We start from the raw sequence: 26787 nt of genomic DNA, 5'->3' as shown, positions 1-26787 counted from the left end.
CTAAACGTTACAGTTAATATTTATTGTGCAACACCGAATTTTTATCTGGTTTTTTTGCTAGCCATAAATTTTAAGACATCTAATATTCTTATATAAAAAATTATATTAAACCACTTACCTCCTCTGAATATTTAATTTTCAGCTTTGTTGAAAATTATTCTAATACTACAAATTTAATTTTCATTAACTATATTTTGATTCTCTATCCTTTCCTTTAAGTCGTCAATATACCGTAAGGCATTTTTATTTTCATAATCTGTATATGCTTTTGTTGCCCATTCTATAGCTTTGGTATAATCACCTTTAATTTCATTATAAAAAGCCATATTAAAACAAGCTTGACCAGCAATCTCAGGATCTGCATTGGATGTTTCTCTCTCCCATAATGCGGCGGCTCCCTCCCATTGACCCGTTTCTACTTTTCGTTTAGCAATTTTAAAATTAGGTGTAGCTTTCACATAATAATCTCTATACACATTAGCTTTATAAGGCAATAACCTCAATGCATAATCGCTACCAATTTTTTGACTAATCTGTAAGACTGACTGTTTTCTGTTTGTAGCAGCTTCAATTGCTTTTATTGGATTAATACCCTTACCATTGGATCTTGTTTTCTCATTAACAGATAGTTGATCACATACTTTTTTATGAATTGGATCATAAATTCGCCATCCAGTCTTAATTCTTGTATCTATATTCACTATATGCTCAATAGCCGGAATTTCTATCCCTAGTGGACCTTTTATCTTAGTGTTTTCGACATTGTATGTCGCTTTAGCATTTGTATCATATATAGCTAAACTAAAAATAGCATCTACATTATTCTTCTTACATAACTCTTCTATTTGATCCCAACTTAAAGATGAAGGAAAAACACCTCCGCCGGGATTTTGGTCTAAGTTTACAGGTAATATGACAACTTGAGTGAATCTAGGATTTTGTTCCAATGCATTTTTCAAAGCGATTATGGCCTGCTCTGCTCCTTCTCTATCTAATTTCTCACCTTCCATAGATAATATTTTATCTACCTGATCTAGTCCTATATTTTCTTTGGATGGTATGCTTCTATTAATGATTCCAACTCTTTTTATGTCTGTATCCAGAGTAACTATGGGAGGTTTAATGACTTCAGTTTTTAGTGATTTCTTACTACCACATCCGATCATTATGATACAGAACAATGGCAAGACGAATATTTTATATGTGAGTAGATGTTTCATGTTTTTTTGAATTATGGCATTTTAAAAAGATAAAATACTTCTATTAATAAGTAGAAAGGGTGGTTTTCCCCAAAACCACCCTTCCTTAAATATACTATAATAAAAATATTAATTAGGTACAAACCCCCAAGAATCACTTCCTACTCTTGCACCAATTCTTAATTCATCACTCTCAATAGAAATCCCTGCAGAAGATCCATCGGTAGCTACCGATGCATATGATCCATTTCCATTTCCTATAAAACGCAATCCAGTTAAAGATGGTACTCCATCACTAAAACTAATAGTATAAGTGCTTCCAGAACCAGAAATTGTAGCTGTCCCGTCTACTCCTGCTACGATCCCCATACCATCTCCAGGAGTATAGGTTAATTCTCCATTATAGGTCGTAAGTAAATCAGTTGGAAGAGTAACAAAAGCATCAGCCACCACTCCATCATCATCACTACCACAAGATGTTATAAATAAAACGGATAATACTAATACTACTTTACTTAAGTTTTTTAAAAAATTGTTTCGAGTTTTCATTGCTTTTTAATTTTAAAATAAATTATTAAATCGACTGTAAACTTAAAAGACATATTATCAAACAGAGTTTAACTGAGGACATTCGAAGCAATTTTGTTGACCAATAGCTAATTTGAAAGGAGTAATGAAATTCTCTTATGTTTTTTTAGACTGTAATTGAACAACTATCCCATAAGAAATCACTTATATTATTGCAAATTATCCCTTTAAGTATTTATTTTATTTAAGACCACAAAATCTACTACAAACATCCTTCGATAACTACCATTCGTCCTCACCCCTTACTTTATAATACTATTTAATGTTAATTTAAATCAGCAAATAGAATATTCTCTATGTCAATACAAAATTAATATGGCAACAGATACACAAGTACAAATATTTATAGACGGAGAACGAATTCCGGCATTTCAAAATTTATCGCTTCATCAAGAAATAGATTCTCATCACAGTTTTGAGTTAACATGTAGAAAAGATGTACTAGAAGAAGTTACGGATGATATTACCGGAGAAAGTGCTAATTTTTTAGGAGCTGTTTTTCTATTGAAAATTCAATCTGTTAATAGTTTTACTAATGAAGAAATACTAGAATTTAAAGGTATTGTAACTACCATCAATACCGTTAAAGGTTTCTATCAAAAAACAGGAGACCTTGTTCATATCTTAGGTAAAAGCTGTAGCATTATTGCTGATGATGGACCACATTACACTTCTCATCAAGATATTGGAATATCAGAGATTTTGGAAAAAACATTCTCTGGATATGATAAAGGAATTTTACAATGTAATATTTCTCCAAAAAAAGCAACTCCTATTCATTATAGTGTACAACAAGAAGAAAGTGCGTTTCAATACGCTAGTAGACTTGCAGCACAATATGGAGAATGGTTTTATTACAATGGCACTAAACTAGTGTTTGGTAAACCGGAGAGTAAAGATCCTGTAAAATTACGATATGGTTATGACCTGCTTGAATTATCTATGAAAATGGAAGCGATTCCTAATAATTTCAAATATTTCACCAATGATTATCTAACAGATGGTTTTCATCAAGTTAAGACCAAAGAATTAAATTCTAACACAAAAGGATTTATATCAACCATTAGTCAAAAAAGTGATAAACTGTTTCAAAAAGAAACCCAAGTTTTTGTAAGTGCTCATGATGATCCACAGATGAAATCCAGAATTGATGATCAGATATTACATCAAAAACAAGCTAATGAAATTAATCAGGTAAAGGTAACAGGAAAGAGCAGCAATCCAAGTATTACAGTAGGCAGTACTATATTAATAGATGGAGAAACCTCATCATACGGTGGTTACAGAATTATAAAAATAAAGCATAGTTGTAGTGAAAATGGCAGGTATGAGAACACTTTTGAGGCCGTTACCGCAGAAACTGATGCCTATCCTAAAACTTCTATTAAAGCATTTCCAAAAGGAAAATCTCAAACTGCAGTGGTTGTAGATAATGCAGACCCAGAAGGCATGGGACGTGTAAAAATACAATATGCTTGGCAAAAAGAAACAGGAGAAACATCTCCGTGGATCAGACAAGCAAGTCTGGCAGGTGGACCGGGGCAAGGAATGTATTTTGTACCTGAAAAAGGAGATGAAGTTATTGTTGATCATGAAGGAGGCAATGCAGAATCACCTATTGTAAAAGGCAGTGTGACCAATGCTTCATCAGTACCCGGAAGTTTTAAGAGTGGTAACAATCACCTTAAAGCTATCAAAACAAGAAGTGGTAATCAGGTAACCCTTAATGATGCAGATGGTAGTGTTACCATTGCTGATCCTAGTGGTAATACGATTGTGATGGGTGGTAACGGTGAGATTACTATCAATGCACCTAATAAAATCACCTTCTCCTCTACTGATATTGCGATAGAAGCAAGTAACAATCTAACAATGAATGCAGCTAGTAATATTGCTGCTAGTGCTGGTAGTAATTTTAGTGCAAGTGCGTCTAGTAATATGAGCTTGGATGGTGGTAGTAATTTTAGTGCCAGTGGAGGTTCCAAAGCTTCTCTAAAAGGAAAAACTACCTCTGTAAGCGGGAAGCGAGTATCTATCACAGCTTCAGTAATGGCAAATATCCAGGCTGGGGCGGCTTTAACATTAGCTTCATTAACAGTAGGAATTGCAGCCGCAGCGGCAGCTAAGATTTTAGGAGGCAAAATATTTATGAACGGAGATCGGGTAGAAATTAACAAATAATAAGTTTTTAGTCATGAAAACTTCTCAGAAGATATTAATGAATCAAAATAAGGAAACTATATTTTATGATGTAGAAACTTATACGTCAGTTCAAACTCTTGAAGAAACAAGAGAAAATACTGTAGAATCAACAATATCAAAACGATTTATTGAAAAAAACAAATTCGGGAACCTTTATGTGGTAAATTTCCTTCAAAGAAATCAATCGTATAATGAAGGAATTAGTAAAGTTGAGGATTATCTTATGAGGTTTCAAAAAAAGCTTTTGATTTATACGAATGATATAGGATCGATTATTTCTATTCCCAATATTAGGGAAATAAGAGAACTTTGGGATGATTCTAAAATAGAATTTAGAAAAAGATTTAAAAACATACACGGTCTTCAAAATATCATAGAAAGAATAGATTATCTATTTATCTCTGAAAAAGGTTTTTTACAAGTTTTCGCTCAATCTGAGATAGGGACCCTTTTGTTTCCAGGAATTTATTCCGATAAGCTTCAAGAAGATAAAGCACTAATTCAACATAAGTTTTTTCAAAATTTTTTAGGACCATATCCTTTACCAATTTTGCTTGAAACCAAAATCATTGACTCAAGTGATAATAAAAATAAGATTGCTAGGACAGGGTCGATACAGTGGCAATTTTTTGAAGAAGATAAAATAAAATCCTTTTTTAGAGAAATTCTTAAGGATTATCCTTACATCAATGAATTTGATGCTTTCTATTCAGAATTGTATGATTTAGATTCAGAATATTGTATGACAAACGCACTTCAACTTTTATATGTAAAAGTAGGTAATGTTTATTCCGTCGATTCGAAGACGACAATTGCAATCCAAAAAAAATAGACATGGGAGTAAAGAATACTGTTCCAAAAAATATTAGTCTTAAATGTCCATATGGTAAAATCAAAGGATCATTAATAGTTAATAATCTAAAAACAACTATAAAAGGTCTTGATCTTGGCACTGAAGCAGATATGGATGTAACTAGTTTTGGTACCTGTAGTCGTCCTGGTATGATTCCTTGTCCTTGTGTACCAGAACCAAAAGCTTGGGTTAATTTATCTGACCCTAGTATCATTTGTTCAGGTAAACGATTGTTGACTCATGAAAGTGAACTTTTTTGTGCCAAAGGGCCAATTTTTATAAGTATTGATCTTGATCCTCCCGATGAATCTTATGATAAACCGAATGTAGCAGATAATTTAAAAAGTAAATGGAATAATTTCACCAGTAAACTTACTGCTCCTATAGAAAATGCAGGTAAAGCGGTATCTGATAAGATGTCAGGGGCATTAGAAACGGTTACCAAAAAAGGTGGAGAATTACTCGATTCCGCTCGTGCAGCAACTACTGATCTAATAGAAGATACTGCAGAACTTGCCGATATCGTTTCTGATGCATATGTGGAAAACGTACATATTCCTCTGGGAGATCACATGGGTAAAATGGGTGAAGGTGGAAAAGCAATGGCTCAGGATTTTGTAAATTTTGCAGATAGTAATGACTGGGGAAATGGAGCTCAAGCAATAGTAGATATTGGAGCCAATGCAAGAACGGTAGGGTACTATTTCGCTGAAAGTGCAGCGGATACTGTAATAGGAGTTAAAGATTTAGCAGTAGGAGCTGTAAAAACAACCGTACATTATGGGCTTAATCCAGGTGATATCATAACCGATGCAAAATCAGGGGCACAGTTTGTAATGCATAATGGCAAGAAGGTAATGGTGGAAACCTATAGAAGATCTGCCATGAATGCAGTCATAAACAATGAAGATTTTATGGCAGCAATGAACCATGATGCTGAGCTTTTAGGATTGGCAAAGGATGGTGTTGTTAATTGGTTTAAAAATGCTACCGCAGAGGATTATCAGAAATTAGCAGGTAAAGGTGCATTTACCTTATTAACAATGTTTGGAGGAGCTGGTGGCGCCAAAATAGCACAAACCAAACAAAAATATGATGCAGCAAAAGGAACAATGGCTAGTGTTGATCAAACTGCGGATATTGGATCTAATGCGCTAAATGCAGCAAAAAATGTTGGACAAAAAAATGGTAAGGGAGATACGGTATTAAAGGGAAGTGGAAAAACTCCAGAACAAATTAAAGCTGAAAAACAGGACATACAGGATAAATATAAAAAGGAACAAAAAGAAAAAGCTACGGCTGTAAAACGGATTAAAGAAATAAAATCTAAACCTTTCATACGCAATCCTGAACATGATAAAGCAGAATTTGACAAACAGCTTAAGGGTCAAGAAGAAGGTATTAATGAGCTAACCGTTGATGATTTTATTAAGAACAGGGATGAGTACCTCAAGAATAAAAGATCAAAAGAAGGTAGTAAAGCTCAAAAAGAATATCGAGAACAATTTAGAGAAGATATGGTAGAAGATCTAATGGAAAATCAAGGTAGATCATATAATGAAGCTGAAAAATTAGCAGATGATTTCATGAGTAATAAAGCCGCTTTACATGATCCTGATCAAGTTGCGGGTGGTTTTGCAGACAATATTACAGGGCTAGGAGATTCAGGTGTGAATTCAAGTTTAGGTTCTCAATGGAGAACTAGGATAGGAGATGTAGATAAACAAGTTCGAGAGGCTGCTAAAAATATGACCCAAGCCGAAAAAGAATCTACTTTATTAAATATAAATTTAACCGGAGAATGATAAAAATAATTTTATCTTTATTCTTTACTTTAATTAAAATATGTTAGAAAAATTTATAGATTTTAGTCGGCCTAGACCTATTGAAACTGATATAGTATTCGATTCAAAAATCGATTTTCCTGATGAAATTACATTTCTATTAAAAGAATATTCGGGAGATACTTTCATAGATGGTTTTTTTTCGTTAGTTGATCCCATTGAATATGAGGGAATCTTAAAAGATATATATGTTCCTTTTAAAAAGCCATCTAACTGTTTTGCGAAAGATGCATTTGGTAGTTTATACTTATGGGAGAATAATTCAATAAAACTGATAAATATAAGACATGGTATTTCTGAAATTATCGGAAGAAACCCATCGGTTTTTTTTAATTTAAAAATGACTGATAAAGGGTTTCTGGCAAAAAGATTAGGAATTGATTCTTTTTATAATGCTAAAGAAAGATTAGGAGCACTTGCTTATGATGAATGTTATGGTTATGTTCCGATACTTGCGGCAGGTGGTGCTGAAAAAATTGAAAATATGCAAAAAGTAAAACTAAAAGAGCACATTGCCATTATTAGTCAATTAGCTGGCAAAATATAATGGTCAATTCCGGCTCCGCAAAAATCTACTGACTTCGTTGGACAATCAAAAACAAAATGATTAATACAAAAAAAGTACAGTCACAAAAAAACTAATAATATAAGATAAGTTCATCAACAGAATTACTCAAAGTCAGGAGATTTTGCTTAATGACTAACAACAGCAACCATAAGAAAAAAGGATCCTTATGAAAACCTATTACAACGATACACCAAGAAAAGTAGCTTTCGAGAATAAATCAATAGGTAAACAAGATGCCAAAGACTATTTCCTGGCTTTATCTGATCACCAAGCATCTTATATAGGTTTTCTAGATGTCTATGATGACGTACTTATTTTCAAATGGTTATCTGAAAATAAATGGATCATAGACCACCCCGTTGTACCTGACACATTACACAGACAACGCTATGCAACTCAGGAGGAGTGCCTAATTTTTATAGAAAAAGTATATCAAGAATATGACATTTCTAGTTTTCAGGGATTTGAGGATGTACCCATTGGAGAATTCACACTTGATGAGATGATAGCTTTTAAAGAAGAGGATGAATATCTACTAAGAGAAGAAGAACCTCCCGCCAAAAAGGTAATTGCTCCTAAAAGTACAAGTACGGTATCAAAACCTAAAAAAGCCTCTAAACCTTCGATAATTCTGGGAGATATAACTATTCCTAAAGAAAAACCTAGAACTAAATACATTTCTAGAGTTACTGATAAAAAAAAGCAAAAAACATCCCCTCTTAAACAGTTTAAAGAATCTACGAAGGAATTAAAAAAAGAAAAACAACAGCCAAGTGTAGCCAAAGTTACTGTACAACCAGTAACTAAAAAAACCACTAAACTTAAATCAACTAAGGATAAAACTCATCATACCAGTCTTCTACATCTAGAAAAAACTATAAAACCTAAAAAAGAAAACTCACCTTCTTTAGTAATAGGAGAACAACTTGGTGTAAATTCAAAATCAAAGACTACTCCTACTCCATCCAAAGTAAAAACAAATCCGAATACAGTTAAAAAAAATAAACCAACTAATAATGACAATAGTCTATTTAGTATTTAGATAGTTTTACATATTAAAAAATTCATTTATTTTTCTTAGTAAGATTTAAGAAACTCTTACTTACTTCTTTTTAGAACTCAATTACAATACTTCATTTCATATAAAAGTACTGTCACTTATCTATAAACTCCACATCAAATGGTAGTTCGTCCACAAGTATAAACTAAAAATCCACTATTCAGATATTATCATTTTTCTAAACAATATCTTAAGTACACTTATTACATCGTGTAATAAACTAATTTAAATTTTTCACATCATGATAAACAACTTATCAAACTTAGGGACAGCCTTAACTAAGGAACAGCAAAAAACAATTAACGGAGGTTTATTTTTACCATGCCATAATGATAGAGATTGTATAGACTTAACTGCAAGTTATAATTATCAATGTGTTGCTTTTCCTAGTTCTCCATTTGGTAAACTATGTACTTTAAGATAAATCTAAACCTTTATAATAATTTAAATTTTATATAATGAAAAAAAGCATTTTAAACGTAGAAGGAGTTAAAGTACTCGGAAAAAAAGCTCAGAAAACTGTAAATGGTGGTTATGATGGATGTGATTGCGGAGTAGTTACCAATATGCCATTCTTTTGTCCACATAGAAACTGCAATTAAAGAAAATCCATCCTGTTATTTTTCTAAAATAACAAATTAAAATCCTCATCTATCTTTAATGATATGATGAGGATTTTTTATAATTGACTGATGATATTAAATGACACTACTACTAATAAGTAAAATATTAATTCCAAACATATTTTATGTATCAGATATTATTCTTATTATTCTAATACCATAAGTTCATACGCTGGTAAATACGTTTTCACATTACCTAATTCTGTATTAAATAATCTAACACGATATGTTCTTCCTTCTGGTAAGTCTGTATTTGGTACTGATGGTGATATAAGTTCATATAACAAATTATTAGTTCCGTTAATAAACTGTTGCGTATCGCTTTGAAAAACAAGAATCTGACTCTGAACATCTTCCGTTTTCAAAACATCAACTACATTCACTTCATGAACCTGAAAACCTATCTCCCCATAATCTATATCAAATGGACCATCCCCTTCTATAAAAATGGGATCAATAACAGCATCCAAAACAACATCTATGAAGAATAAAGAACTAACTCCTACTTCCGATTCAATAAAATTATATTCAGAACTTACTCTTAAATCACTACACTCACCTTCACTAATAATCATAGCACCAAGATCTTCTAGAAGACATACTTCTTCTGGGATTTCATTTAGCTGTAGGTTACCAGATACGTCCAAAACATCCAGAATCGTAAGTGCACCTAACGTTGACGGCACATCCTCAATTATATTATTACTTAAGTTAATTGTTTTAAGGTTTATTAACTCTCCTATCTTAGGACTAATTGTATTAATGTGGTTGTTTTGTAAATTTAATTCTGTTAATTGAATTAACATGCCGATTTCCTCTGGTATAATACCTTCTTCCCTCGTTAAAAATCCTATTTTATTATCCGATAAATCTAATTTCTTCAGTGTACTAACCTCAAAAATACTGCTGTTAAACGTCTGTATACCTTGGCTTCCTGTAATTGTCAATGAAATGAGTTTCTCTAGTGAATTAAAGCCTTCAGGTATAGTAGTAAGGTTTTCATTATCTCTTAGCGTAATCGATTCTATACTATTTAATGCAAAAAAACTCTCAGGAATTTCAAAAAAATTACCGTTGATTACGCTTAATTCTACTAATGAAGAAAGCTGACCTATATCACTAGGAATATTATCTAATGTCGTATTTTCTATGAGCAACTTTTCCAAATTGGTCAAGGATCCAATTCCTTCTAATTCCCCAATCTCAAAATGATCTAAAACAAGTTCTTTTAAATTAGATAAAGAAAATAAAGCTGGTAAAAAGTTATCCGATTCGATGATAGCATTATTACCAGATAATGATAATTGCTCTATTTTTTTTAAATCAAACAACTCATTAGGAATATTTGTTAGTCCATTATCTTTTAGTTTTAATATTGTTAAATCATCTAATAAGTTGATTGTTGGAGTAAGTACTGTAATACCTTTATTCTCAATATTTAATCCAATTATCTTATTGTTTTCTATAACAAGTCCATCCCAATTGTTTATATTATCTAGATTACCATCCCAATTCAGAGTATTGTTAGGGTTATCTTCTAGTATTTTAAGAAGCACATTATTTACTTCCTCAAAATCATCCTCAATTACAATTGTAATAAGGTCTTCATCTATTTCTTTAGTACAGGAAACCAAAAAACAAGTACACAATACAAAAACTTTCAAATATAAACTCTTCATAAATCCCATATTTAATTATATACTACTACTCTTCTATTACAAATATGTCCGAAAAAATCATCTTATAACTTCACGAGTGGTCTAATGACTATATTTTGTGGATGAATGCATATATATCTACTATCTAGTAACTAACATCCGCGTTTTGGCATATCTTTTTGGAAACGAATTCACAATTACATTTCAGCTTCATACGATCATAATTCCAAACAAAAAACCCAAAAAACAATACATTGATCCATAAAATGCTTACCAAAATCCTCAAACAACTATTTTACTTTAAAATAAGTACTTAATTCGTCTTTTGAATATTCCATTAATTTTTGAAGACAAAAATTTAACTCAAAAGCATTACGAATGAATAGTCTAATACAGAAGAAAAAAACAGTTCACTACACCTTGGTAATAGTAGTGCTTTTATTTTTTTGCTCTAATACATTGTTTGCTCAAAGTCATAAAATAGCTCTCTCTCTGACTGGAGGTCTGGTTCAGGATGGTTTTAGTGGAATAATTACTGGAGATTATAAGGTAAATGAGTTTGATTATCTTCAGTTTAATGTACAAGCTAGTTTTGCTACTTTCGAACAAAATAATATAGATATCCCTGTAGATACCTATTCTTTTAATGCTGGTTTCTTTTTTGATATTTTAAGAAATAATTCCAGAACCTTCGCGCTATCATTGGGTGCCGGCGGTACTGTAGGATATGAAACCATCAACAATGACGATCCTAATATAGATATCAATCAAATTCTTAATATCGAAACAAATACGATAGTTTATGGAGCATATGCAGGTCTCGATGCTGATCTTTTTATTTCTCCAGTAGTAGCCATAACTATTAAATTAAATGAAACCTATCACATTAACAGTGAAATTGGAGAATTCACACCTTATGCAGGTTTAGGAATCAAATTAATTATAAAATAAGGAATATCCCTCCTGTTTATTATTAATCAAAAAAAATCAGTTAGTGTTAGCATTTCAATTTTCATAAAAATTTAAACAATAAATAATGGAAACATTACACCGTATCAATTCACTTAAAAAAACTATTTTGATTATAGTATTCCTTTTATTCGGAAGTCTAACGATATCATTATACGCGCAGTCAAATACAAAATTACCTGATTACTTGATAACCAAATACACAGGTGTCCTAACTAGTACAAATATTAAAACTAAGGTAAACACTAATGTTAGCTGTACAATCAAAACCAGAGGATATAAGACGTATGCCTTTCATTTTAGTGACGGTATCTCTCCTATTACAAGTGTAAAATTTATGAAGAACGGAGACACTTATACTTCTACTATTATTTACAAAGGAAAAACATCTGTTGTTAGTCTGAATGAAGAAGGAAATTTATCTATTGGAGCTACATCTAAAGGAGCACTTGCTTTCTCGGGTAGTATCGAAAATGATGGATGGGATGAAGACGATGACTTTTCAGAAAACATTATCACAGAAACGGGTAATAACAGCATTCATTTGAGCACAGGAAGTACTGGAATTTATATGAATGGAAATCAAACACATATTGGAACGGAAAATGCGAGTATTCATACCAGTAATGGCAGTGTTTCGGTTGGTACTGGAGACAATGGTATTCTAATAGAAAATGGAAATATCTCTTTAGGAACTGGAAACACAGAAATTGCTATAAATTCTAATAATGAAAATCATAACGGAAATTGTATTATTAATCACGATCATAACTATGGGAACTTGATAAGTTGCGGTTCTACGGAAATTAGTACACTACCAAAAAATATAGTAGGAATTTATAGAGGAAAACTCAAAACTTATGGTACCGAAACCAGAAAAGGAATATGTACTGTTGTAAAAACTGGATGCAAAACATATCGTTTAGATTTTAGCGATAGTGTTCTTTCTATCCACGACGTACAATTCGGAAGAAAAAATGATTTTGATGAATATACCTCTGTAATTGTAGAAGGTGAATATTCATCAGCTATTGAAATTGACATGACATTCGATGATTTGGAAATAGATGGTAAAATTCTTCGTGTATCATTTGATGGGAAAAGAAACTAATGTATCTAAATCGAGAGATTTGTGTTTTGTGTGTTAAGAGGATTCATCAAACTTCTATGTAAGTTTGATGAATCTTTAACAAATTTATATCACTCGTATTCTTTTATATAATTCTTCCTTATATGTTCTACCCACAGGAATATTATATTTCTGAATCTCTATAGTTTGATCCTGCTCATAAAACGAATCTACCTTATGCCAATTAATAATATAAGATCGATGTGTCTGAATAAAAAAATCACGGTTTAATGCTTTAAGTAAACTAGTTATGGAATGACGAACAGAAAGTTTTTTTCCATCAGAAGTAATAATCGAACAATAATTTTTTGAATCTGTATGTGCAAAAATTATAGTATCCACAGCTACTTTAATCAACTTATTTCCGCATTTAACAAATAAATAGGAAGGCTGTTTATTTTCTTTTTTTTCTATAGCAACTTCTTCCTGAAATGAAGGAAACTGCATTGGATTTTTATAAAGTGAATTAACCTTTTTGGTTAACCCTAAACTAGCATGTTTTGATCGAATATAAAATCCGATAATTATACCATCTGGAGTATGTTTAATTACTTGCTTTTGTACTGTAAGAGAAGTACCCAAATTACTCAAGGATGCATTCTTGAGATCATTAATATCAATATCTAACTCCTCTAAGTATGAATCATTTGCATCTACATTATAAGTATCCATGTTATCTGCTTTTTATTGTTCATTTTATCAAATCTAACTCAGTTCTATTGTACAATGCAAAGCATTATTAATGATATTTATAAATCTAGAGTTGAAATTTATAAATATCAACTCTTATAAATTCTAATGATTATTTATATTGATAGCCATTAAATCTTTACATTCGTGTTATGTTATACGTTAAAAAGTACAACGGTTAAAAAGTTCTCTACTGATGAAGATGAAGTGTTTATCTATAATATTTGTAATTATCTTATCATTCTCGAAACACTCGATGGTTGCTCAGGATAATTATCTAGAATTAAGAGAACTAATACAAAAAGAAAAAATAGATTCGCTAAAGATAAAAATTGGACAAACCTATCTTGATGACGCTATTCATAAATCTGACACTATAAATATTTCTAATGCATATTTCCAATTATTTCGCACTAGACCTAAAGATAACGTCGCTTATATAGATAGCATTATTGCTATTACAAAAAGTAAAAATTATTTTAGATATCCAGCACTGGGATATTTATATAAAGGTAATATAAAATTTGAATTAGGATCTTATATAGAAGCCTTGGAGTTTTATGTAAAAGCATCAGAGGCAGCTAAAAAAAGTGGAAATGATAGATTATATCTTTCGGCAAAATTCAATATTGGGCTACTAAAAAACACGTCTGGTGATCGAGAAGAAGCACAAACTATTTTTGCTGAGTATATAGAATTTCTGGAACAAAATCCTAAGTATATAAATAAACTCAATTACAACCGAGGATTATTTGCGCTTGCAGATTCTTACATACATACCAAAAAACTCGAACTTGCCGAAATAACCATCAATAAAGGAATTCAAAAAACCATAAAGACAGGTGATTCAGTAGTCTACTCTTATATCTTGGTAACTTCAGGAATACATCAATACTTACTAAATAATTATCACAAAGCAATTGATAGTTTACAAAAAGGAAAAAAAATCATACAGAAATTTGATCCTTTAGAAACAAGAATAGCAACCTGTGATTATTACATTGGCCGAAGTTATAAAGATCTTGGTGAGGAAGAAAAAAGTATATCTTACTTTAAAAAAACAGACACTATCCTAAGAAAAACAAAAGATGTAATTCCCGATATTATTGATGTTTATGACTATTTAAGAGCATATTCAAAATTAAAAAACGATTACGAATTACAGATAGAATATATTAATACGCAACTGGAGCTAGATAGTATTAAACATGCAAATCAAGTATACTTAACAAGAAATATCACTAGAAAATATGACGCTGCTGAACTTATTTCCGAAAAAGAAAGGCTTATAAAACAATTTGAAAAGGATACTTTTTTAAAAGATAATACCATTATTTTTCTCTTAGTATTATCAATTATATTGATTTTAGTAGCGGTATACGGCCTAAGAAAAAGTTATTTAAATAAAATACGATTCCAAAAGCTACTAGAGCAACAAAAGAACTCTAAAGTAAATCAATCAGAACTTATCAAAGACATTAGTAATGATCTTGTAAAAAAAGAAGATATTGATATACCTGAAGATGTAATAAAAACTATATTAAAAAAACTTCACGATTTTGAAGACAAAAATCAATTTGTAAAAAAACATTACACGCTTAATTCTTTAGCAAAAGAACTAAGTACAAATAGTGCTTATTTATCAAAAATTATAAATGTTTATAAAAACGTAAACTTCGCAAATTACCTTAATAATTTAAGAATTGACTTTGCCATTGACCAATTAAGCGTCAATAAATCTTTAAGGTCGTATACAATACAAGCCATTGCAGAAGAAGTAGGTTTTAAAAATGCCCAATCATTTTCTTCAGCTTTTCATAAAAAAACAGGTATCTATCCTTCTTATTTCATAAAACATATAAAATCCTGATAAACAAAAGAAAACAGCCTTATTAGTTCTTTAAATTTATAAATTTAAACTACCTTTTCGTGCGTATTCGCTACTAAAATTGTAGATTAGACACATACACAGGAATAAAAAAAGTCATGAAAAAGAAAGGGGTGAAAAAACTAAGTCTAGATAAAATTAAGATTGCACAATTAAATAACCCTCAAGCCATCATTGGTGGTTCTATTATTCCGACACAGGAAAACATACCAAGTATTACTTGCACTAAATACACGGAGGATAGAAAAACGAGTAATTCTACAAAAACACTCCCAGCGAGTGATTCTGCAAATTGTATGTAATACTTAGGAAATGAAAAATAAAAAGAAATTAAGTCTGGACAAAATCCAAATTGCGAAATTAAATAATACGGGTACAATCAAAGGAGGATCTATTGTAATTATAGGAAACAATTCGGAAATTATAACAATTATAAATTGTGAAAGTATAATTGATGAATGTGAGACTTCGACAAAAACGCTTCCAGCGAGTGATTCTGCAAATTGCATGCAACACTAAAAAATTTGAAAAATGAAAAAAAGTTATAAAGGAAAATTAAGTCTCGATAAAAATAAAATTGCCAGATTGAATAATATGAGAGTTATTATAGGAGGCTCTCTTTCTGGTATAGAACTAGATGCAAATGTTCCATCTATTAATGTTTTGACTCTTACTGATCAACATACTACTTCTACAAAAACGCTCCCAGTAGGTAGTGGTATCGTGGACCCCAACGATGTGTAATTGATATACTAATTTTTCTATTCTTAATAAGAAAAGATATCATTTATTACAGTATTGAATTAAAAATCAAAAATATCATATAAAACTAAGTGAAGATTAGTTTGAATAACGTAAAGATTCCAGCATAACATAATCTTCTAATACATTGGTCAACTATAAATTGATGAAATGAAAAATAAGAAAAGAAAAAAATTAAGCCTAGATAAAATCAAAATTGCGAAATTGGATAATCTTCACAAATTTAAGGGAGGATTAGGAAGAGTACCAAACCCTACTGATTCAGAAATATGTAATACTCATCCACTAGTATGCTGGGTAAGTGTTTCAACAAAAACGTTACCAGTGGGATCCGATGGTACACCTTAATAGCTATTAATTCACTGATTATTAAAAGTGATATTATATTATTAATGTGTTTTTATGTAGTTAGCTATATAGTTAGTTTTATTAAGTTATTTTCTTATCATTATTATATAACTTTAAGACGTTTATATACGTAATTTTTAAAAGTCCTACCAATAGGAATGTGATGACCTTGTATCTCTATAGTTTGATCATATTCGTGTAATGAATCTATTTTGTTCCAATTAATGATGTAAGAACGATGAGTCTGTACAAACTCTAAACCGTGAAGTTTCTTGCAAAGTTTTAAAATAGAATACCGCACAGAAAGTTTTTTATTATCCGCAGTAACTATTGAGCAATAATTTTTTGAATCAGTATGTGCAAAAAGAATGGTATCTAGATTTACTTTGACTAACTTGTTACCACTTTTCACGAATATATCTCCGGATTCATTGGTAGCGGCTGCTACAGAGGTGATTTCTTGTTTACGAGCAAGAATCAATGCTGCTTGCAAATCATCTCTATTGATTGGTTTTGTTAGATAAGCAGCTGGATTAATATCTGCTGCCTTGCTAATTATATCTTTATTATTATCAGAGGTAGCAAAAAACACAGGAATTTCATATAATTCTTTAATCTTAGTTCCTAGTGCAATACCTGATTCTTTACCATGAAGATGAATGTCTAATATAACAGCATCTGGTCTTAGTTCTCCTATTTGTTCTTGTGCTTCAAAAGGGTCGTCGGAATTACCTATGCATGAATACCCTAATTCTTCTATAGTGATTTTAATATCTTCTAGATGAAACATGTCATCTTCTACTACATAAATATTCATGATTTATATGCTTTATGTTACGCTGATAAAGGTTTAGAAATTGCCCCTTCTTCTTTAGTCAGCGATATGGTTATGGGCATACTTAAGTCAAAACGTGTGCCAATTCTTTTTTCGGAAGAAACCTCGATCGTTCCTTTATGCATTTTTATGAATCTATATACTAGGTTAAGTCCTAGCCCTGTTCCTTTTTCACCTTGTGTACCTATGGTTGATTTTTTTTCTTCCAGAGTGAAAAGATTCTCCAGCTGATCCTGAGACATTCCCACTCCAGTATCTATTACTGAACATAAAAACACGTCATCTTGATTTGTAAATTCTATTCGAATACTCCCCTCTTCAGTATACTTTAGTGCATTGCCTATTAGATTTCTAAAAATGACATGAAAAGCTCCTTTATCAAAGTCAATCCATAAATCTTCTTGATATTTTAAATTAATCTCAGTTTTCTTATAAACAGCTTGCTGGTTATATCCTGATATAATTTCGTTTAATTGTTTACTTACTAATATTTTTTCAGGGTTCATTTTATAACCATTCATTTGTTCTAGTGACCAATTCAATAAATTATCTAACATATTAGAGAGACTTTCAGAATTTTGCTCTAAAGCTTGAGAAAGTTCTATTGTTTTTTCGTGATTTCCTTTATCTATATGGTACTTCAATATTTTTCCTGATCGTTGGAAAGGAATGATCATCCCTCTTAAATCATGAGCAATAATAGAAAAGAGACGGTTTTTAACTTGATTTGTAGAAACTAGTTCCTTTTGTTGTTTCCTTAACTTTCTGAAAGCCCACGCACCAATTCCTAGTATTAATAATAAAAAGCCGGCTGCTAATAAATATAAATTCTGTTGATTTTTAGCCTCTTGAACCACTAACTGTTGCTCTTCTTTTTCCTTATTAAGAGTGACTATTGCTAATTCTTTCTTTTTAGTATCATATTTTTTTTCTAAATCCGCAACTTTTGTTTTCACCTCTTCATTTGCTATAGAATCATTTATTAAATGAAATTTTTTAAGATGTACTAAGGCTTTTTCAGATTCTCCTAAATTCTCATAATAATCACTTTTATAGTAGTGAAGTGTTTTCTTAAATATTAATATTTTAGACTTATCTGTTTCTTTCTCTAAGAGATCTATATATATTTTTGCTTTGTTATATTCCTTTTTTTTAAGACTAATCTTTGCCATTCCATCAATTGCAGAAATTAGCATCATATCATCCATTTTTTTTACTGAATTTGCCTTTAATACACTTTGATAAGCTTCTTCAAAATAAATTTCGGCTTGATCATAATTTTCAATATTTTCGAAATAGATTGTTGCTTTTGTATGAAGTGCATCTGCTATGAATCCTTTATCATTTAGTTTTCTAGCAATTACTAGAGTAGAATCTACTGAATTAAGAGCTTCCCTTGCCAAATCCAATTTTCTCTGTGCATCTGCCATCCTGGAATAGGTAATCATGCGAACATAACTATTTTGGGTCTTATCAGATTCTTTAATAGCTTTTTTGAAATATTTTATTGCAGTATCATATTGATCTAATCTTTTATATGAAGTAGCTAACATACAGTAATACATATCCAAACCAGAAGGTTTACTATCTCTTTCTAGAACCTCTATAGCTTTTAAAAAGCTATCCACCGCTTTTTCATACTTAGATAATCTGATAAAGTAAGTTCCTCTATTTCCATAACAAGATGGTAAATAATCTATTAAGTTATTACGTTCTGATAAAATAACTGTGCTGTCTGTATGTTGTAAAGCCTTTTCGTAATCTGTTTCAATATCTGCCAGATATGCGTGTGTCTGGTGATATAAAATCCAATGTTTGCTTTCGGGGTATTTGACAAGAATTTTTCTTGTCTTTTTTAAGAGTACTTCTGCTTTTTCTTTATTGTTTTGTAATGCAAAGTTATATGCTTTCTTACCATAAGCAGAAGATAATAATTCTTGATTGTCAATTTTCTTAGCGAGTTCTATTCCCTTATCTAAATAATAAACTGAAGAATCAATATTTCTTTGGTTTAGAAACATATAACCTCGAGATATCTGTATTTCCGTTTTACAAGTTTCATCCACTTTATCAATCATATAATTACATAACTTAAATGCAACTTCATAATTCTGAATAGTATCCATCGCCTTATGCCATTGCTGGCAATATTCTTCTTTAGTTTGTGAACGAATAGTCAGTGTAGCCAAAAAAACAAAAAGTAGTAATAATAGTTTGCGTGGGGTCATAGACAATTGTTTTACATTAAATTATTCCTTTGCTTTTACGCCGAAACAGACTTTTGCTCTATTCTTTCATTGAATTTAGATTTCATAATTGGAAAATTTATATCAAAGCGAGTACCAATTACTTTTTCTGAGGAAATCTGAATCATTCCTTTATGCGTTTTTATGAATCGATATATATAAGATTAATCCTAACTTGCGACCACTATAAATAGCATCAGCATCAATTGTAAATACAGTTTCTCCAAGATTATCTAATCTATTTTTACTTCTTCAATCAGAAATCCACCTTTAGATCCTTATTACAGAATCTGATACGTAATTTTTATTAGTTTTTGAAATATTTTGGTAGTAAAAGCTTCTGGAGAATTAATCTCATCAACTATAGCTTTTAAATTGGTACACTTATTATTTTTTTAATGATTATTGCGCTACATAAATAGAAGCCTTTATACCATATTTACTGGCTTTAGAAAACATGTCTTTTTAATTTAAATATACTCAAATATATACATTAAAATTAAATCAGGTAAATTTGTCCTAAATAGAATATACATACTATACTTTAAGTTATGTACAAATGATAATATGCTATACAAAAAGTAGAATTGATTGGGTTACTATCCAAAGTATAATAAGCACTTGATTTAGTTAATCTCCTTATTTATCAAAATAAATTAGATAGATAATGTTTCGTATTAAATCCCTTCCCTTTTATTAACAGGAGTAGTAGGATTATAACCAAATCCAGGAATTTTTAATCCTACTCCTAATTGATCAAGTACGTATCCTATTGTTGCATAATGATGTATGGCGTGGCTATTAGCATGTGCAAGAATGCTTTCTAAAGTATAATTTACAGTAACTTTTCCTTGCCCCATATTATCTGTCACATGGATCAAATAATCAGTATTTACATCTACATAAGAAACTAAAGTCTCCTGAAGCATATAAATATGATCTTTTGCTGCTTCTATATCAGTAGATAAAATTTCATCTCTTTTACGTGCTGTAAGATCAATATCATTAGTATCTAACCCATTGATAATACAATCAAAAAAATCTAAAGTATGTCGAATATGAGAACCTATACTGGAATAGTACGGACCAACAGAAGTGTCACAGTAAGTTTCTGAATCTAGCGCGTCTAATAAAGCAATAGCGTTATTAAGGTTATGATTAATTGAGGATATAATGAGTTCTTTCATAAATAATATGGACGTAATATACATAATAAACTTACATAACAACTTTGACAAAACGTTAAATTTATTGTTTAGGTATACAAGAATACAATACCATGGATTAAACCTCGTTATCAAGAATTCATTATGATGAATGACCTCATGAGACAGTAGGATATCTATCACTTTATTTATGGCTTAGCCATAATAATTAAGATAAACTGCGTATTTCATCGATTAATGACGTTTATTTTTGGAGGTTACTCGAAAAATATTGTATACTTGTACTGTTCATTAAAAAGCCCCCTTAAAATGAAAAGAATTTCACCAATATTATTTTTACTTTGTCTTGTTTCTCAGGCTAATGCTCAGGATCTTTATGAAGATGCTCTAACAGCTGCAAGCTATGCATATTCACATTCTAAGAAAGCACATGGAGCAAATAATGTATTCCACACTCAGGAATATGCAGATAAAGCTATAGAATCTTTTGAAAAAGTAGAAAGTCTTGCAGACAAGTGTGGTTGCGCAGAAGCTAATGAAACAGCGTACGAAGCTAAAACAAATATGGTGAGTTCTTTAGATCAAGATACTTATGAACGTAGTAGGTATTATGCTAAGCAAGCTAAAGATCTTGGACCTAAATTATTAGAACAGTTAACAGATTGTCAAGCTAATAGTGGTAACAGTAATGATTCTTATATTGGAGATGTTGCAAGTGCAGAAGAAGAAGAAATTGCAATTGCGTCTGAAGAAGTAGCCCAAAAGAAAAAAGAATTAGAAGCACAAAGACGTCAATTAGAAATCGAACAACAAAAACTACAACAGCAAATCGCAGAGCAACAAAAGGCTCAAGCAAAATTTGAGACACAACGTGCAGAAGAGCTAAAAGAACAAACAGTAGTAAAAGTAAAAGCAGAACAAGCTTTACAGAAATTAGAAAGTGCTCTTCATGAATTAAGTATAGCTTTTGATGATGAATCAATATTTGAATCTCAAAATGATTACTTAAGAAGTGAAAATGATCTGAAAAATGAGACATTAAACGATACAAAAAACTTCTATGTAGATAGAGCTAAAGAGCTTACTAAAAATGCTATGAAGCAATTCGCTGGATATACAGAAAATTAATATAATTGAATTTTATTTTGTAGCCCCAAAATAAAATTTTTCAGAAGCGGTATCTTATTTAAGATACCGTTTTTTTTTATCCATTGTGAATAAAATTTAAGGTTTTACAATTAACTATATGGAATTATTCCATAAATTTGGAAATATTCCAAAAAGTAAAAATTGAGAACTATACTACATCTTGATCTTGATACATTTTATGTATCAGTAGAACGTCTTATTGATAGTTCTTTACAATGTAAACCTTTACTAGTAGGTGGCACCAGTGATCGTGGTGTTGTAGCAGCTTGCAGTTACGAAACTAGAACATTCGGTGTACATTCAGGGATGTCTATGAAAATAGCAAAAGAGCTATGTCCCGAAGCTACTATTATAAAAGGGAATGCTGGTACTTATAGTAAATATTCGGATCTAGTAACAGAAATCATTAAAGAAAAAGTTCCTGTTTTCGAAAAATCTAGCATTGATGAGTTCTATGCTGATTTATCAGGAATGGATAAATTTTTTGGAGCATATAAATATGCCTCAGAACTTAGACAAAAAATCATTTCAGAAACCGGCCTACCAATATCTTTAGGATTCGCTCAAAATAAAGTAGTTTCTAAAGTAGCGACAAATGAGGCTAAACCTAACAATCAATTGAAGATTGATACTGGTACAGAAAAACCTTTTCTAGCACCATTATCAATCAAGAAAATACCTATGGTTGGTGATAAAACTTTTCAAACACTACGTAGCTTAGGTGTACAACAGGTAAGAACTATACAAGAAATGCCTGTCGATGTTATGAAAAGAGTTTTAGGAGTAAACGGATTAACAATTTGGAAAAGAGCTAATGGAATAGATAACACACCAGTAATTGCATTTTCTGAACGTAAATCTATTTCCACAGAAAGAACATTTGATAGAGATACCATAGATATAAACAAACTGCGCAATATCCTTGTGGCAATGACCGAAAATTTATCGTATCAACTACGTAGAGGAAATAAACTCTCTGCTTGTATTACTGTTAAAATTAGATACTCAGACTTTAACACATATTCTAAACAACTTAAAATCCCCTATACCAGTGCTGATCATATTTTAATTCCTAAAATTCTGGAACTATTCGAAAAACTATATCAAAAAAGGTTGTTAGTTCGATTAATAGGCATCAGGTTCAGCCATTTGGTAACCGGAAATTATCAGATCAATCTATTTGAAGACAATGAAAAACAACTCAATCTCTATAAAGCTTTAGATCATATTCGGAATCGATATGGAGACAGAAGTGTTATAAGAGCTGTAGCAATGGGATCCAAAACTATTGGAAGAATGCAAAATCCTTTCAATGGCCAACCTCCTATTGTGTTAGCTCATCGTAAACAATAATATGCATAAGAATTATGGTATCCGCGCGGGCTATACACTATATCTTTTCATATCATTTAAGCTACACTCAGGATACAAAAAAAGGATGCCGTTTCTATCCCTGATACGCCTAAAATTAAAAAAACTAAATAACTAAAATAGTCCATATAATTCTACACTTCTTAAAATGTACCTTAATTGTCATTCATACTATAGCTTAAGATTCGGAACTTTTTCCGAAATAGACCTATTAGAACTAGCTAAAGAAAATCAAATTAATTGTCTTACACTAACTGATATTAATAGTACAACGGCGTGTCTCAATTTTATCCGAAAAGCAAAAGATTATCAGATAAAACCGATCGTAGGTATTGATTTTAGAAACAATAATCAACAACTATTTGTAGGTATAGCTAAAAACAATGAAGGATACAAAGAGTTAAATAATTTTTTATCCTATCACTCTCACAATAAGCTTGATTTCCCTATAAAGGCTCCACAATTAAAAAACGTATTTATTATATACCCTTTCAAACAAATTATAAAAGTTAAAAAAACTGAATTTTCATCAAATGAATTTATTGGTATCTCCATAAAAGAAATTTCAAAACTTAAGCTCTCACCATATAGAAAATTAAAAGACAAACTGGTTATATTCCAGCCTGTAACATTTAGAACCAAAAAAGATTTTAATGCACATCGTTTACTACGTGCTATCGATAATAATATTTTACTTAGTCGATTATCTGAGGATCAACAAGCTTGCTTTTCAGAACAAATGATATCAAATAACGAAATTAAAAACAAATTTGCGGAGTTTGATTTCATGATTCAAAATACCCAAAACATACTTAACAAATGTTCTATCAGTTTTAATTTCTCTAAAAACAAACCTTCTCTAAATAAAAAAAACTCTACAGGCAGTATTGAAGAAGATAATAAATTATTAAGAAAATTGTGTGAAATAGGACTTCCCTATCGATATAGAAATCCAGAAAAAAAAGTACACGACAGATTAGAAAAAGAGCTTTCCTTAATAATTAAAATGAATTTTGTATCCTACTTTCTAATTAACTGGAGAATAATTTCATATGCCCAGAAAAAAGGCTATTATTATGTGGGAAGAGGTAGTGGGGCTAATAGTATTGTAGCATATTTACTAAAAATTACAGATGTAGATCCAATAGAATTAGACTTATATTTTGAAAGATTTATAAATTCGCATCGTACCAGTCCTCCAGATTTTGATATTGATTTCTCTTGGAGAGATCGAAAAGATATTACACGATTTATTTTTGATGAATTTGATAACGTAGCTCTTTTAGGAACGTATGTAACTTTTCATTATAAAGGAGCAGTTAGAGAATTAGGTAAAGTCTTTGGATTACCTAAAGTTGAAATTGACAAACTAAGTGAAGGTAGGTATGATTACAACTCTTTGGATCATATTCATAAATTAGTAATTATCTATAGTAAACTTATACAAGGAATCCCCAATTACATAAGTATTCACTCCAGTGGAATATTGATTAGTGAAAAACCACTTCACTCATATATTGCCACTAATATACCACCCAAAGGTTTTCCTACTGCACAATTTGATATGATTATAGCAGAAGATCTAGGTTTATATAAGTTTGATATTTTAGGACAACGTGGTTTAGCAAAAATCAAAGAAGCAATTAGCATTATCCAATATAATCAACCCGAAAAAGCCAATTTTGACATTCATGATATAGAGAAATTAAAAAAGGATCCCAATATCAATGCGCTTATCAGAAAAGCTAAATGTCTAGCCTGTTTTTACGTAGAATCACCAGCTATGCGCATGCTACTAAGTAAACTTAAAACAGATAATTATCTTGGATTAGTTGCCGCAAGTTCCATTATAAGGCCTGGAGTTGCTAAAAGTGGAATGATGCGTGAATATATCTTAAGAGAACATGATCCACAAAGGCGAAAACAATCACACCCAATCATGCTCGATTTAATGAATGAAACCTATGGGATTATGGTTTATCAAGAAGATGTCATCAAAGTAGCCCATGTTTTCGCTAAACTTACTCTTGATGAAGCAGATGTGCTGCGTAGAGGAATGAGTGGTAAATTTAGATCTCGAAAAGAATTTAAAGACGTACAAAAAAAATTTATTCAAAATTGTCTAGCTGAGGGATATGATACAACATTAATTCATGAAATATGGAATCAGGTAGCAAGTTTTGCCGGATACGCTTTCCCAAAAGGGCATTCTGCTTCTTACGCAGTAGAGAGTTATCAAAGTTTATTTCTCAAAGCTTATTTCCCATTAGAATATTTAATGGCTACATTAAATAATGGTGGAGGATTTTATCGCCCAGAAGTATATTTGCACGAAGCTAAATTACTTGGTGCTAAAATTTTAACCCCTTGTATAAACACTAGTAGGTATGAACATATTTTACAGAAGAAAACTGTATATCTTGGATTTAGCATATTACGAAACTTAGATCATAAAACATCAGAGTTTATACTATTAGAAAGACAGCAACATGGTATTTACTCTTCTCTTAATAATTTTATTGATAGGGTGCCTATAGGTATAGAACAAATAAGTATACTTATTAAGATAGGCGCCTTTGCCTTTACTCAAAAAAATAAACATGAATTATTATGGGAAGCACATTTTAAAATCAATGGTACTCCTCCTAGCTATAACCAACCTCTTTTATTTAAAGAAAAACATACTGAATATCAATTACCTAAGTTTAAAATATCTAGATTAGAAAATGCTTTTGAACAAATCGAATCCTTTGGATTTCCTTTATGTGGGTACTATGAAATAATGACTTCTAAACCTGTAAATCAAAATAGAGCTAATCAATTAAAAAAGTATTTAAATAAAAAAATTGATATTTATGGATACTTAATTGCCATGAAAAGTACTAGTACTTCAAAAGGAAAGCGTATGGCTTTTGGTACTTTTTTAGATCAATTTGGTGATGTATTTGATACTGTATTGTTTCCTCCAGTACAAGAAAAGTATAAACTTAGGTACAAAGGTGTTTACCGTATGTATGGTAAAGTAGTAGAAGAATTTGGGTTTTTAAGCATTGAAATAATAAAAATCATTAAACAAGATTATATTCAGGATCCTAGATATACATAATAATTATAAGTAAGACATATTTTAATTAGTTACTAAAACAAAAAACAATCAATAATTAGTTGTTATTGACTGTTTTTATAGAAAACATATATCATAAGAATTCTCATACTATGTTATTTTTAATAGCATGCCCAACAAACGTCGTTTGCATAAACAGTTCCATATCCGCCTGAAGCACAATGATGACTAGCAACTATAATACCTCCCGTTTCTCCGCAAGGGCCGAAAGGCTTTAGAGTTGGCATACCTCCAATAACTTTTTCTTGTTCTTCTTTACTTAATTTTTGTCCTAGTTTTAAAAGTTGATCTTTAATAATAAAAATTAAAAACGATTTTACATACTGAACATTTAACGACACTCAGAGTTTCTGTCAATTATAAAACGTAAAATTCCCTAAATTTATTATTTTACATAAAAAACTCATAGAACAAAAAATATCAAGAAAATTGTAGTTATTTTTTTAATTTTATAGGGTATAAAAAAAACCCTTCATTATATAATGAAGGGTTTTCAAGGAAGGCGGCGACCTACT

The 26787-nt window shown here is 30.8% G+C and carries 23 protein-coding genes; 15 read left to right on the top strand and 8 right to left on the bottom strand.

What is annotated here, in order from left to right; genetic code table 11:
- Positions 1–173: 173 nt before the first annotated feature.
- On the bottom strand, positions 174–1220 hold the full coding sequence (locus Q0921_RS00115; protein ID WP_299251389.1) for a DUF6340 family protein: 1047 nt from the start codon (positions 1218–1220) through the stop codon (positions 174–176).
- A 108-nt stretch (positions 1221–1328) separates the two neighbouring features.
- Complete coding sequence (locus Q0921_RS00110; protein WP_299251386.1) at positions 1329–1748, bottom strand: hypothetical protein; 420 nt, start codon at positions 1746–1748, stop codon at positions 1329–1331.
- A gap of 354 nt (positions 1749–2102) precedes the next feature.
- On the opposite strand from Q0921_RS00110, the gene Q0921_RS00105 reads away from it, so the two are divergent.
- From Q0921_RS00105 to Q0921_RS00080, 6 genes are all read left to right on the top strand, one after another.
- Positions 2103–3968: a phage baseplate assembly protein V gene (locus Q0921_RS00105; protein WP_299251383.1), complete on the top strand. Its 1866-nt coding sequence runs from the start codon at positions 2103–2105 to the stop codon at positions 3966–3968.
- A 13-nt stretch (positions 3969–3981) separates the two neighbouring features.
- Entirely contained in the window at positions 3982–4821 is an 840-nt protein-coding gene (locus Q0921_RS00100; protein WP_299251380.1) for a hypothetical protein, read from the top strand.
- 2 nt (positions 4822–4823) lie between these two features.
- Complete coding sequence (locus Q0921_RS00095) at positions 4824–6647, top strand: polymorphic toxin type 15 domain-containing protein (protein WP_299251377.1); 1824 nt, start codon at positions 4824–4826, stop codon at positions 6645–6647.
- A gap of 40 nt (positions 6648–6687) precedes the next feature.
- Positions 6688–7233 (top strand): T6SS immunity protein Tdi1 domain-containing protein, encoded by a 546-nt coding sequence (locus Q0921_RS00090; protein ID WP_299251374.1) that lies wholly within the window; start codon positions 6688–6690, stop codon positions 7231–7233.
- 187 nt (positions 7234–7420) lie between these two features.
- On the top strand, positions 7421–8296 hold the full coding sequence (locus tag Q0921_RS00085; RefSeq protein ID WP_299251371.1) for a hypothetical protein: 876 nt from the start codon (positions 7421–7423) through the stop codon (positions 8294–8296).
- A 476-nt stretch (positions 8297–8772) separates the two neighbouring features.
- A complete protein-coding gene (locus Q0921_RS00080; RefSeq protein ID WP_299251368.1) occupies positions 8773–8916 on the top strand; it encodes a hypothetical protein in 144 nt (47 codons plus the stop codon).
- Between the two features lie 167 nt (positions 8917–9083).
- On the opposite strand, the gene Q0921_RS00075 is transcribed toward Q0921_RS00080, so the two are convergent.
- Positions 9084–10616, bottom strand: coding sequence for a leucine-rich repeat domain-containing protein (locus Q0921_RS00075; protein WP_299251365.1), 1533 nt, complete (start codon positions 10614–10616; stop codon positions 9084–9086).
- Positions 10617–10973: 357 nt separating this feature from the next.
- Here Q0921_RS00075 and Q0921_RS00070 point away from each other — a divergent pair, with 357 nt between their 5' ends.
- Positions 10974–11546, top strand: a complete 573-nt coding sequence (locus tag Q0921_RS00070; RefSeq protein ID WP_299251362.1) for a conjugal transfer protein TraO — start codon at positions 10974–10976, stop codon at positions 11544–11546.
- An 85-nt stretch (positions 11547–11631) separates the two neighbouring features.
- Positions 11632–12675, top strand: a complete 1044-nt coding sequence (locus tag Q0921_RS00065; protein WP_299251359.1) for a hypothetical protein — start codon at positions 11632–11634, stop codon at positions 12673–12675.
- An 84-nt stretch (positions 12676–12759) separates the two neighbouring features.
- Here the strand turns inward: Q0921_RS00065 and Q0921_RS00060 are convergent, their stop codons facing one another.
- Positions 12760–13365 (bottom strand): LytTR family DNA-binding domain-containing protein, encoded by a 606-nt coding sequence (locus Q0921_RS00060; protein WP_299251356.1) that lies wholly within the window; start codon positions 13363–13365, stop codon positions 12760–12762.
- 214 nt (positions 13366–13579) lie between these two features.
- Between Q0921_RS00060 and Q0921_RS00055 the strand changes: the two genes are divergently transcribed.
- The 4 genes from Q0921_RS00055 to Q0921_RS00040 all read left to right on the top strand — a co-directional run bounded on the left by Q0921_RS00055 (position 13580) and on the right by Q0921_RS00040 (position 16381).
- A complete protein-coding gene (locus Q0921_RS00055) occupies positions 13580–15253 on the top strand; it encodes a tetratricopeptide repeat protein (RefSeq protein ID WP_299251353.1) in 1674 nt (557 codons plus the stop codon).
- Between the two features lie 116 nt (positions 15254–15369).
- Positions 15370–15573: a class I lanthipeptide gene (locus Q0921_RS00050; RefSeq protein ID WP_299251350.1), complete on the top strand. Its 204-nt coding sequence runs from the start codon at positions 15370–15372 to the stop codon at positions 15571–15573.
- A gap of 229 nt (positions 15574–15802) precedes the next feature.
- Positions 15803–16015 carry a hypothetical protein gene (locus tag Q0921_RS00045; protein ID WP_299251347.1) on the top strand — a complete coding sequence of 71 codons (213 nt, stop codon included), beginning with the start codon at positions 15803–15805 and terminating at the stop codon, positions 16013–16015.
- A 168-nt stretch (positions 16016–16183) separates the two neighbouring features.
- Complete coding sequence (locus Q0921_RS00040; RefSeq protein ID WP_299251345.1) at positions 16184–16381, top strand: hypothetical protein; 198 nt, start codon at positions 16184–16186, stop codon at positions 16379–16381.
- Between the two features lie 103 nt (positions 16382–16484).
- Here the strand turns inward: Q0921_RS00040 and Q0921_RS00035 are convergent, their stop codons facing one another.
- The 3 genes from Q0921_RS00035 to Q0921_RS00025 all read right to left on the bottom strand — a co-directional run bounded on the left by Q0921_RS00035 (position 16485) and on the right by Q0921_RS00025 (position 20649).
- Entirely contained in the window at positions 16485–17198 is a 714-nt protein-coding gene (locus tag Q0921_RS00035; protein WP_299251342.1) for a LytTR family DNA-binding domain-containing protein, read from the bottom strand.
- A gap of 17 nt (positions 17199–17215) precedes the next feature.
- Positions 17216–19444 carry a tetratricopeptide repeat-containing sensor histidine kinase gene (locus tag Q0921_RS00030; RefSeq protein WP_299251340.1) on the bottom strand — a complete coding sequence of 743 codons (2229 nt, stop codon included), beginning with the start codon at positions 19442–19444 and terminating at the stop codon, positions 17216–17218.
- A 695-nt stretch (positions 19445–20139) separates the two neighbouring features.
- On the bottom strand, positions 20140–20649 hold the full coding sequence (locus Q0921_RS00025) for a DinB family protein (protein ID WP_299251337.1): 510 nt from the start codon (positions 20647–20649) through the stop codon (positions 20140–20142).
- A gap of 288 nt (positions 20650–20937) precedes the next feature.
- On the opposite strand from Q0921_RS00025, the gene Q0921_RS00020 reads away from it, so the two are divergent.
- The 3 genes from Q0921_RS00020 to Q0921_RS00010 all read left to right on the top strand — a co-directional run bounded on the left by Q0921_RS00020 (position 20938) and on the right by Q0921_RS00010 (position 26254).
- Entirely contained in the window at positions 20938–21756 is an 819-nt protein-coding gene (locus Q0921_RS00020) for a hypothetical protein (RefSeq protein ID WP_299251334.1), read from the top strand.
- A gap of 162 nt (positions 21757–21918) precedes the next feature.
- A complete protein-coding gene (gene dinB / locus Q0921_RS00015) occupies positions 21919–23130 on the top strand; it encodes a DNA polymerase IV (protein ID WP_299251331.1) in 1212 nt (403 codons plus the stop codon).
- Between the two features lie 166 nt (positions 23131–23296).
- Entirely contained in the window at positions 23297–26254 is a 2958-nt protein-coding gene (locus tag Q0921_RS00010; RefSeq protein WP_299251329.1) for a DNA polymerase III subunit alpha, read from the top strand.
- A 119-nt stretch (positions 26255–26373) separates the two neighbouring features.
- Here the strand turns inward: Q0921_RS00010 and Q0921_RS00005 are convergent, their stop codons facing one another.
- Positions 26374–26613 carry a hypothetical protein gene (locus Q0921_RS00005; RefSeq protein WP_299251328.1) on the bottom strand — a complete coding sequence of 80 codons (240 nt, stop codon included), beginning with the start codon at positions 26611–26613 and terminating at the stop codon, positions 26374–26376.
- Positions 26614–26787 lie beyond the last annotated feature (174 nt).

Source organism: uncultured Aquimarina sp. (assembly GCF_947496855.1).
GTDB lineage: Bacteria > Bacteroidota > Bacteroidia > Flavobacteriales > Flavobacteriaceae > Aquimarina.
Note: the sequence above shows the minus strand (reverse complement) of the source record. Positions and strands in the feature narration are given on the sequence as shown.

Excerpts from the sequence above, each read along its gene's own strand:
- Q0921_RS00115 (WP_299251389.1), bottom strand. The coding sequence starts at position 1,220 with ATGAAACATCTACTCACATATAAAATATTCGTCTTGCCATTGTTCTGT.
- Q0921_RS00110 (WP_299251386.1), bottom strand. The coding sequence starts at position 1,748 with ATGAAAACTCGAAACAATTTTTTAAAAAACTTAAGTAAAGTAGTATTA.
- Q0921_RS00105 (WP_299251383.1), top strand. The coding sequence starts at position 2,103 with ATGGCAACAGATACACAAGTACAAATATTTATAGACGGAGAACGAATT.
- Q0921_RS00100 (WP_299251380.1), top strand. The coding sequence starts at position 3,982 with ATGAAAACTTCTCAGAAGATATTAATGAATCAAAATAAGGAAACTATA.
- Q0921_RS00095 (WP_299251377.1), top strand. The coding sequence starts at position 4,824 with ATGGGAGTAAAGAATACTGTTCCAAAAAATATTAGTCTTAAATGTCCA.
- Q0921_RS00090 (WP_299251374.1), top strand. The coding sequence starts at position 6,688 with ATGTTAGAAAAATTTATAGATTTTAGTCGGCCTAGACCTATTGAAACT.
- Q0921_RS00085 (WP_299251371.1), top strand. The coding sequence starts at position 7,421 with ATGAAAACCTATTACAACGATACACCAAGAAAAGTAGCTTTCGAGAAT.
- Q0921_RS00080 (WP_299251368.1), top strand. The coding sequence starts at position 8,773 with ATGAAAAAAAGCATTTTAAACGTAGAAGGAGTTAAAGTACTCGGAAAA.
- Q0921_RS00075 (WP_299251365.1), bottom strand. The coding sequence starts at position 10,616 with ATGAAGAGTTTATATTTGAAAGTTTTTGTATTGTGTACTTGTTTTTTG.
- Q0921_RS00070 (WP_299251362.1), top strand. The coding sequence starts at position 10,974 with ATGAATAGTCTAATACAGAAGAAAAAAACAGTTCACTACACCTTGGTA.
- Q0921_RS00065 (WP_299251359.1), top strand. The coding sequence starts at position 11,632 with ATGGAAACATTACACCGTATCAATTCACTTAAAAAAACTATTTTGATT.
- Q0921_RS00060 (WP_299251356.1), bottom strand. The coding sequence starts at position 13,365 with ATGGATACTTATAATGTAGATGCAAATGATTCATACTTAGAGGAGTTA.
- Q0921_RS00055 (WP_299251353.1), top strand. The coding sequence starts at position 13,580 with ATGAAGATGAAGTGTTTATCTATAATATTTGTAATTATCTTATCATTC.
- Q0921_RS00050 (WP_299251350.1), top strand. The coding sequence starts at position 15,370 with ATGAAAAAGAAAGGGGTGAAAAAACTAAGTCTAGATAAAATTAAGATT.
- Q0921_RS00045 (WP_299251347.1), top strand. The coding sequence starts at position 15,803 with ATGAAAAAAAGTTATAAAGGAAAATTAAGTCTCGATAAAAATAAAATT.
- Q0921_RS00040 (WP_299251345.1), top strand. The coding sequence starts at position 16,184 with ATGAAAAATAAGAAAAGAAAAAAATTAAGCCTAGATAAAATCAAAATT.
- Q0921_RS00035 (WP_299251342.1), bottom strand. The coding sequence starts at position 17,198 with ATGAATATTTATGTAGTAGAAGATGACATGTTTCATCTAGAAGATATT.
- Q0921_RS00030 (WP_299251340.1), bottom strand. The coding sequence starts at position 19,444 with ATGACCCCACGCAAACTATTATTACTACTTTTTGTTTTTTTGGCTACA.
- Q0921_RS00025 (WP_299251337.1), bottom strand. The coding sequence starts at position 20,649 with ATGAAAGAACTCATTATATCCTCAATTAATCATAACCTTAATAACGCT.
- Q0921_RS00020 (WP_299251334.1), top strand. The coding sequence starts at position 20,938 with ATGAAAAGAATTTCACCAATATTATTTTTACTTTGTCTTGTTTCTCAG.
- Q0921_RS00010 (WP_299251329.1), top strand. The coding sequence starts at position 23,297 with ATGTACCTTAATTGTCATTCATACTATAGCTTAAGATTCGGAACTTTT.